The sequence below is a fragment of the Nocardioides maradonensis genome, from assembly GCF_054777115.1.
The window spans coordinates 1-8,297 of the sequence record NZ_BAAHAZ010000034.1 but is presented as its reverse complement, the minus strand read 5'-3'; the positions used below and the strand labels follow the sequence as shown (position 1 = coordinate 8,297).

Here is an 8,297-nt window from a genome sequence, read left to right as displayed (position 1 = left end):
AACGACCCCGTGGATACTGGTGAGCACGCCGCCATCGAGAGCGGCGAGTAGGGCACCGAGGATCACCTCAAAGCCCACCACCCCACGGGGCTCTGTCAGATGCAGGCACGGGGCGCGACGATCCCGGGGATTGCAAAGAAGCTCGGGATCAGCGAGCAGACGTTCAACCGGTCGCGTATCAAGTACGGGGCGTTGAAGGAGGACGAGGCGCAACGGCTCAAGGCGCTCGAGGCCGAGCTGATCGTGGGAACGCCCGGTTGGAGCGCATCGTGGCCGAGCAGGCCTTGGACATCTCGATGTTGAAGGACCTGCAGAAGGGAAACTGGTGAGCCCGGCTCGCCGCCGGGCTGCTGTCGCGCATCTGGCGCGCACGTTCAAGGTGTCTGAGCGCCGTGCCTGCGGAGTCGTGGGACAGCATCGATCATCGAATCGGTACAAGGCCGGTGCCGACCGACTTCGAGGCCCAGCTCGTGGCCGCGATGATGAAGCACGCCGACCGGCATCCGCGGCTGCGCCTCGGTGACGACGTGATCACCCTGCCGCCACCGTTGAGCGAGCTGATCCAGCGGCTCCCCGAGACCCTGCCCGGCGGGATCGCGGCCAACCTCGTCGCTGACGACACCTGGCTGTTCCCCGGTCGTCGCCCCGGCCTCCCGATGGGCTCGACCATGTGTCGATCCGTCTGCGGAAGCTCGAGATCGAGCCCCGTGCTGCCTGTAACACGGCGTTGCTCCAGCTCGGCGCCGGGCTACCCAGCCTCCTACTCACCGACCTACTCGGCATCCACATCAACACCGCCGCCGAGAACTGGAAGGCTGCTGCAGGCGCACGATGGACCGGATATCTCTGGGCGAGATCGCAACAATGAGGTGACGCTCGCGAGCGGGTCGGCGGATCGGTCTGTCCTACCGACAGTAGGTCGCGCATCAACTTGATACGTTCGCCGACCACGGCGGGGGACTGGGTTAGGACGAGATCTGGCGACAACCTGACTCTCGAACCGTCGACCGTGATGCGTCGATGATCGAGCGGTCGAAGGGTCCGGTGCCACGTGCAGGCGACGCGACTAGTCGGGTTCAGCTAGTTGACGCGCGAGTCCCTCAGCAAACCGAGGCGCGAGGGGGTCGTCGGGATCGGCGATCTCAGCGCCGGCGAAAGCGTTAGTCGACGAGAAGACCGTTCGCCACGCAGCGGTGGCGGGATCGGGGTGGCAGGTGTACTTCAGGCAGTAGGCAGCCGATTGCTGGAGCCACAGTCGTTGCAGCAGCGACGACGGCGGGCCATTGCGGCCGTTGGCGCGGATCGCTTCGACGCGTGTCTCCGCATCGATCCTGGCTAGCCGACGCCGTGCCCCTGAAGTTAGTCGGGGAGGCCTCGCGTTCCCGAACTGGCCGACGACCTCCAAGATGGCAACGTCGTCGTCCAGGCGCGCAAGTTTCAATATGCGCCGAGTGACCCACTCGGCGATCTCTCGCTGACGTTCGGGTGAGAGTTGCCCGACCAACGCTGCGGTCGCGGGATCGGCTCGGTGCAGCGGCGTTGATTCAAGAGTGTCCACGTTGTCCGTAGGTGGACGAGGACTGATGGCGAGGTACGGCGTGGCGCCATCGAGGTCCCTGGGGAGTTCAGCCATGCCGGTGAAGTTCAACGCCATCGTGATCCCGGCAAGAACCGGATCAGCCATGAGATCCTGAACGTGGGCTCTGGCCCAACGCCTCAGCGAGCCCGGCAACGACATGACCTCACTGGGGGCCCATCCGCTGAGCTCGACGTTGGTGTACTTCTTGCCGTCGACGCACGCGAAGAGAATGGTGTCGTTGACGTCCCATTGCAGGGCGGCGCTTCTGCCGTCTGGCGACATCCGCGCAAGGTCGCGCAACACCTCGGGACGAGTGCCTTGGTATCCACCGTCAGGCTCGATGGCGATCGAGCCGTGGCCAGCCACCTCGATGATTCCGACGCGATCGGGCCAGTCTGGCTGTTCCGCCAGATCGACGGCTGGCTCGGCTCCGAACGCAGCCAGGATTGCCGGCTGCGCGTCGTCGCTTCGAACTAACGACACGCATCCAGCCGCAGCCATAACAGGCAGCGAGGCCAGCCAATCCTGGACGACGCTCGCACTCGTGGAGCTCATTAGAAACCCGGGGGGAGGTCGCCGTCCAACGACGCGTCGCCGGCCAGTCCAGACCCGAGACATGCCGCGGCGTCGCCCCTCGATAGCACGTCAGCTTCCGGCCTACTGCCGTCGTGCGGTGCGGTGGGGGTCAATGACTTTGCCAATTCATTCCCCGCATAGACGCGAGGCGAGGCACTGGCCGGACCGACGAGCCACGCAGCCGTGCCACGGCTTTGGTAACGCGCCACGACCCATGACCACTCCGTCCCGGGGACAGGGACCCTCTCTACTTCTTTGGGAGTCTCTCCCGAATCCGGACGCACGAGCGAGCGAAACGAACGGAGTCGGAGCGTTACGCATGATGCGACGACGGACCCTGAATCGCCCTCCACGCTATTCGCTGCGCCTTTGGGGGCGCTGCCCGCCGCGGCTGTGGGCTTCTCGCTGGGAGAGTCATCTGTCGCGACTGAAACCGGTCGTGGCGTCGCGCCGCAGGCACTTGCCACGATGCCGACGAGACTAGCGACAATGACGCTCTCGATGCGGCGCATTCTCACGAGACACTCACCCAAAAGGCGTCAGCGTCGAGGACTCGATACGGACGATAGAGTTCGCTATTGAGTAGGCGCCCACCAGCCTTATTGTCGTCCAAGTCAATCAGATCGACGTCGCATTTCATGAGAGCACAACCTTGGCGGGTAGAAGCAAACGGGTATTCGTCGCATGATCCAGAGCCGTGCAGCGACGCACACTCGCGATGAGCTTCGCGCCGATTGAGTTTTATGTATCCATGCCCGTATGTCCGCGTTAGAGGATAGCCGAGCCCATTGGGAAGGCGCTTACCGGGATGATTGGAAAGCTTGTTCTGTGCCTTGTAGATATGCGTGGCCGTCTCGACCGTGTTGCCCACGTATCGCGACATCTTCAACGTGGGCCGATAGCCCGGAACTACGCAGCCAGGGTTCGCCGTTTGAATGTACGCCATCCGGTCGCACCTGACCACACGAGCGTCAACTCCTGATGCCAGTGGTTCGTTCTGGCAACCGATAACGTCGCAGGTGTTGTGCACGAAAGCAAATTTCGGAGTGACGACTTGGTTATATGCGACACTGGGGTAGACGTCGCCGCTGTACCACGCCGACTTGGGATGGTATGCCGCCAGTTCCCCGGTGTTGCGCACCACATCGTTATTATCGGCGCAGCCCGAAGCGCATAGAAGGTCGAACGACACGTTGATCGCCAGGCCAGCGCCATCCCCTCTCTTCCAGATAGCTCGGAACCACATCTCGACGTGAGGGTGCTGCCAGTCCGTCTTGAGCAGGTATTGGGTGATGTAGTGGGCAGTCCCCACCTTCGTCTTGACCCCCTTGATGTACCGATAGATCGTCAAGATCCACGCGTGAACCTGGCATGCCGTGAAGCGGGTTCTGGCAACCCAATGACCGGCGTTCTCGAAACACTTGATGCCGATGGACCGAGCCATCACGCGGTCGGTACCGCTCGCTTCCGGCGACGGTGGCGGGTCCGCCAGATCCGCTTCCGAATCGGTGACGTCGTTCGAAGACATGTCCTCGCTAGCAATCTCCGCGCTACAGGTGGCATTCGCATCGTCGTCCTGGGGGCAGGGGTAGGTTGTGCTCGCGTCAGGAACTGTTGCTTCAGCTGGAGTTGGATCGGGTTGCACCATCGCGACCTGGCTGGCGCCGGCAGTTACCACGCTGGTCGTGCCCAAGACGTCCTCGTAGTCGGAGGAATCATCTTCGATCGCTGCCTCAGCTGCAGCGTCGTCGACATAATTCTCGGAGGCGTCCAGCGTGGCGTCGTTAGTGGTGTCGACCGGGATCCAAGCGTTCAGCAGCACCCGAAGATGGACAGGAGCCGCTCCGTTGTTCGCGAGCGTGATGCTGTCATCGTCGTAGGAAGGGAAGACCTCAGCAGTGCCGGTGGCAGCTTGGCCTCCGCCGTACGGCAGCGAGGCCGGATCAGTGGCGGCATAGTCCGTGTCAGCAATCGTCACTGATCCTGTTGCGCTCCAGTCGGTGATTGTGACGGTGACCTGGACGCGGTCGACTGACCCCTGGTCGACCCCGGGAATCTGGATTGGAACGACCTTGGAGGCCACGCCAGGAATCACTTCGTCGAGCAGAACCTGGTCAGTAACGGGGCTGCACGGCGAGACGCAAGCCGGTGCGGGAATGGTCGTTAGCGCCGGATCGACTCGGAATGTCGATCGTGTCGAGTACGCCGACGACAGGTAGTCGTCGCTGGCTTGAACGTCGAACGAATACGCCGTGCTCGCCTCGAGCAAGCCGTCAGGGACAGCTGCAGTGGCCGTCCCGCCGCTGGCGACCGGCCCGTCGGAGTCAAGGGTCGCGACGAGATTGCCGCTTTCGTCGAAGATGCGGAACTTGGCTGTGAGCTGGCCCAAGTCGAAGTCGGCGACTTTCGCTTGAAGTGTCGGAGTGAGGGACGCCGTCACGTTGCCACGCGAGGGTGTGATGCTCAACTCGGAAGGGCCGTCGGGCGCGGTGTTGTAGGTGACGCTCATCCGCGGCAGGACCGTGTCCATTTGCGAGTCCAGCGCACGGTAGCGTCGCCACGAGTTGGGGTCGCTCTCGTCAGCGGCCTTGACCCGGAGGCCGTAGTTCTCTCCTTGGTGAGCAGCCCAGTAGGACACGATGTTCGTGACGTCCCAACTCGCCTGTGCCGAAGGGCAGTTGGCGCTGTAGCCGTAGGCGGGGTTGAACGAGGCTGTGCCCTCGGTGGTGTAGGAGGGCTGGGTGTTCCACGTAAGCGATCCCCAGGACGATGTGACCCGATTGACGTTGATCTGCGACCCCGCGCAGGAGTGAGCGTCGAAGTTCTGCATCTTCAAGGTCGCCGACAAGATCTGTTTTCCGGCCATGTAGTTCGGGGCACCGAAGTTGAAGTGCAGGTAGGTGCGCGCGACATCATTACCGGCGTTGTCACCCGCCAACAGGGCGGTCTGTCCTGAGTAGTCAGTGTTCGGGTTGGACTTCGACACGTAGGTGTCGGAGCTCGCATTGATGGTGTAGCTCGGGTCGATCGTGACCGGGTACACGGTCGAGGGGTCGGTCAGGAACCCCGAGTCGACGTTGAGCGTCATCGTCGGGGTGCCCGCGGCGTTCTTGCCGACCTGGACATCGACCGGCGCCTCAGCAGCGCCATCGCCTGGGTCGCCCGCAGCGTCAAAGGCCAGCGGAGCAGGAGCGGTCACCAGCGAGTCGCTACCGACTGACACATCGACCCCACCGCTCTTGGTTGTGTCCAGAGAAGCGCCGTGGGTCGCGACCGGCATCGTGTACGAGACCTGCCCGGTCGGGTCGGCGATTGCCGCTGCCGGGGCTGAGTCGAGCACGATGTCATGGGTGAACCCGGTCGCGGTGGCCGTGACTACCAGATCTCCTCCCCCGGGCACCGCGTTGGCGTAAGTCGCCGCGCTGCCGTCGATCGTGGGCTCGGGGAGCTGGGTCGGCCAACGCCAGTCGAGCTGCCTGCCCTCCTGGTTGATGTCCGCGAACGTCGAATCGCCGCCATCGGAGAGACTCACATCCGCGAGCGCGGCACGGGGCTCGAGCCGCCCGTCGCGCACCGTGAGCGTGGTGTCGATGTCCTGCCACGAACCATCTCCGGCTTGTACGAACTGCGGCTCAGTCGTGGACTCGGTCGTCCACGTGCCGTCCGCGTTCGCGAACGTCTGTGAGTACTCACTGCGCGACGACATGTCCTCCACTCGGTGGCCCTCGGCACGAGCCGCCCGCGCAGCAGACACCGCATCAGGGCTAGACATCACCTCTGCCGCCGGGGTCGCCGACGCGACTGACCGTGGCTCCATCGCGAGCACGGTCAATGACGAAATGAATACGGCCGCCATAGCTGACACGGCAACGGGACGACGCATCCCGAGACTCCTTCTAACACGTCCGCACATTGGCGCGCGGCACTCGATCCACGGAACCAAGCCCTCCCGAGAGATAGCTGCCGTGAGGGATCCGGTTCCCATCCGGTCCGCATGTACAGTTCGGCGGGCTCGACAATGAACGGAGCGGAAATCTAAGAATTTCCGAATGTCATGCCCCCCGTTTTTCGGTCCACATCTCGTGAGAGGGCTCGCTACTTTGAGAGTCCTTGTGGAGGTGTGTGATGGCTGCAGCTAAGAGGTTCACGACCGAGCAGATCGTGGCGAAGCTGCGTGAGGCGGAGAAGATGCAGGCCCAGGGCGCGACGGTGCCGGGGATCTGCAAGAAGCTCGGGATCAGCGAGCAGACGTTCTACCGGTGGCGCATCAAGTACGGCGCGTTGAAGGAGGACGAGGCCCAACGGCTCAAGGCGCTCGAGGCCGAGAACGCCCGTTTGAAGCGGATCGTGGCCGAGCAGGCGCTCGACATCTCGATGTTGAAGGACCTGCAGAAGGACGCCTCCTATAGATCGTCAAGTGGTGATGGCGGCGTAATCGGCTCGCAGGGCGGTGAAGACCTCGCGGGCGAGGTAGCGCTTCTGGCAGCGGATGATCTCGGGCATCGACAGGCCTTGGCCGCGGCGTCGGTCGGCGTAGTCGCGGCTTCTCTGGTCGTAGCGCAGGCGGACGACGACGGCGACGTGCAGCGCTCGGTTGCCGCTGCGGTCGCCACCGCGGTGGAGGCGGTGCCGGTTGGTCTTGCCGGATGAGGCTGGGATGGGTGCGACGCCGACGAGGTGGGCGAACGCTGCTTCGCTGCGCAGGCGGTCGGGGTTGTCGCCGTTGGTGACGAGGAGTGCTGCGACGGTGTCCGGTCCGAGGCCGAAGATGGCGCTGGTTGCTGGGGCGATCTGGGTGGTGAGGTCGTGGAGCTGTCGCTTCAGTTCGCGTGCTTCTAGTTCGAGAGCGTGAGCGCGGACGGCGATGGAGCGCAGTGCTGCTTTGGTTGCCTGGGTCGGGTCGGCCATTCTTGACGCGTCTGGCCGCAACCTGGCGCAGGCAGCGACGAGTTGTAGCCGTGAGGGGCCTCGCAGCTGGGAGCGCAGCGGTTCGGGTGCGGTGACGACCATCGCCATCAGGGTGTTGGTCGCTGCGGTCTTAGCCTTGAGGGCGCCGACGCGAGCGACTCGAAGCGTTCGGATTGCTTCGATCGGCCCTGTCGCTAGCTTCGGTGTTCCGCTTGCCCGGCCGGCGAGGACGGTTCGGGCTGCTGCTTCTGCGTCGAGGGCATCGCTCTTGCCGTGTTGGCGGCGCAGTCGGCGGTCTGGTCGGGGGACCTCGAGGACATGGACACCATGTGCGTGGAGGTGGCGGGCCAGGCCTGCGCCATAGGCGCCGGTGCCTTCGATACCGACTGCGTCCACTTGTCCGTGGCGCTGCATCCACGTCAACAGTGCGGAGTAGCCGGCGGGGGTAGCCGGGAACTGTGCGTCGGCGAGCATTTGCCCGTTGCCCTTGATCACCGCGGCGTGATGGGTCGCGGTGTGTGTGTCGACGCCACCGATGATCGTTCGCTTGTTTGGGGCCACGGATATGTCCTTCGCTGCTCGCAAAGCTGCATCGTCGAGAAGGACAGGCCAGTGATGGGCTGCGGGCGAACACGCTCCTATGAGGTCACAACCGCGACGGTGGAACTCGTTATCAATGTGGAAGTGGTGGCGGCCGGCGAAGCCGACAGGTCCTGCGAAAGGCACCAAACGGATCGGCCAGGAAACTTGCGAGTCAGGCCACGCCGACCAACACTGCGAACCATCATCACTGGAAACTGGTGAGCCCGGCTCGCCGCCGGGCTGCAGTCGCGCACCTGGTGCGCAAGTTCAAGATCTCCGAGCGCCGCGCCTGCAAGGTCGTAGGCCAGCACCGCTCGTCCAACCGGTACAAGCCGGTGCCGACCGACTTCGAGCAACAACTCGTCGCGGCGATGAAGAAGCACGCCGACCGGCATCCGCGGTTCGGCTACCGGCGTGTCCACGCGCTGCTCGTCGCCGACGGCTGGGACGTCAACGTGAAACGGGTGGAACGGTTGTGGCGCCGCGAAGAGCTCCGCGTGCCGCCGCCACGGTGGGAGCAGCCATCTCTCGCCATCGCCTTCCTACGTGGAGGACGGGACTGCTGCACGGATAGGTGACATCTGAGCTGTGGTGCCAAGAGGTGCCGCTGGAAGGATGTCTGCTGTGCCGAGGCCGTACCCCAAGGAGTTCC

General features: G+C 64.0%; 4 protein-coding genes and 1 pseudogene. 2 read left to right on the top strand and 3 right to left on the bottom strand.

Annotated features, from left to right (window positions below; genetic code table 11):
* Positions 1-1,066 precede the first annotated feature (1,066 nt).
* Both ACYVAQ_RS23195 and ACYVAQ_RS23190 read right to left on the bottom strand, forming a co-directional pair.
* Positions 1,067-2,134, bottom strand: a complete 1,068-nt coding sequence (locus ACYVAQ_RS23195; protein WP_460792981.1) for a hypothetical protein — start codon at positions 2,132-2,134, stop codon at positions 1,067-1,069.
* Positions 2,135-2,669: 535 nt separating this feature from the next.
* The gene (locus ACYVAQ_RS23190) at positions 2,670-6,038 is read right to left on the bottom strand and encodes a DNRLRE domain-containing protein (protein WP_460792979.1); all 3,369 of its coding nucleotides are present in this window, start codon (positions 6,036-6,038) and stop codon (positions 2,670-2,672) included.
* A gap of 242 nt (positions 6,039-6,280) precedes the next feature.
* Between ACYVAQ_RS23190 and ACYVAQ_RS23185 the strand changes: the two are divergent.
* Positions 6,281-6,493 (top strand): annotated as a pseudogene (locus ACYVAQ_RS23185) (transposase); the annotation flags it as partial.
* 75 nt (positions 6,494-6,568) lie between these two features.
* On the opposite strand, the gene ACYVAQ_RS23180 reads toward ACYVAQ_RS23185, so the two are convergent.
* Positions 6,569-7,624, bottom strand: coding sequence for an IS110 family RNA-guided transposase (locus tag ACYVAQ_RS23180; protein WP_460792978.1), 1,056 nt, complete (start codon positions 7,622-7,624; stop codon positions 6,569-6,571).
* A gap of 278 nt (positions 7,625-7,902) precedes the next feature.
* Between ACYVAQ_RS23180 and ACYVAQ_RS23175 the strand changes: the two genes are divergently transcribed.
* The gene (locus tag ACYVAQ_RS23175) at positions 7,903-8,223 is read left to right on the top strand and encodes an IS3 family transposase (RefSeq protein WP_460792977.1); all 321 of its coding nucleotides are present in this window, start codon (positions 7,903-7,905) and stop codon (positions 8,221-8,223) included.
* Positions 8,224-8,297: the final 74 nt, after the last annotated feature.

Coding starts and splice junctions, on each gene's coding strand:
- ACYVAQ_RS23190 (WP_460792979.1), bottom strand. CDS start 6,038: ATGCGTCGTCCCGTTGCCGTGTCAGCTATGGCGGCCGTATTCATTTCG.
- ACYVAQ_RS23195 (WP_460792981.1), bottom strand. CDS start 2,134: ATGAGCTCCACGAGTGCGAGCGTCGTCCAGGATTGGCTGGCCTCGCTG.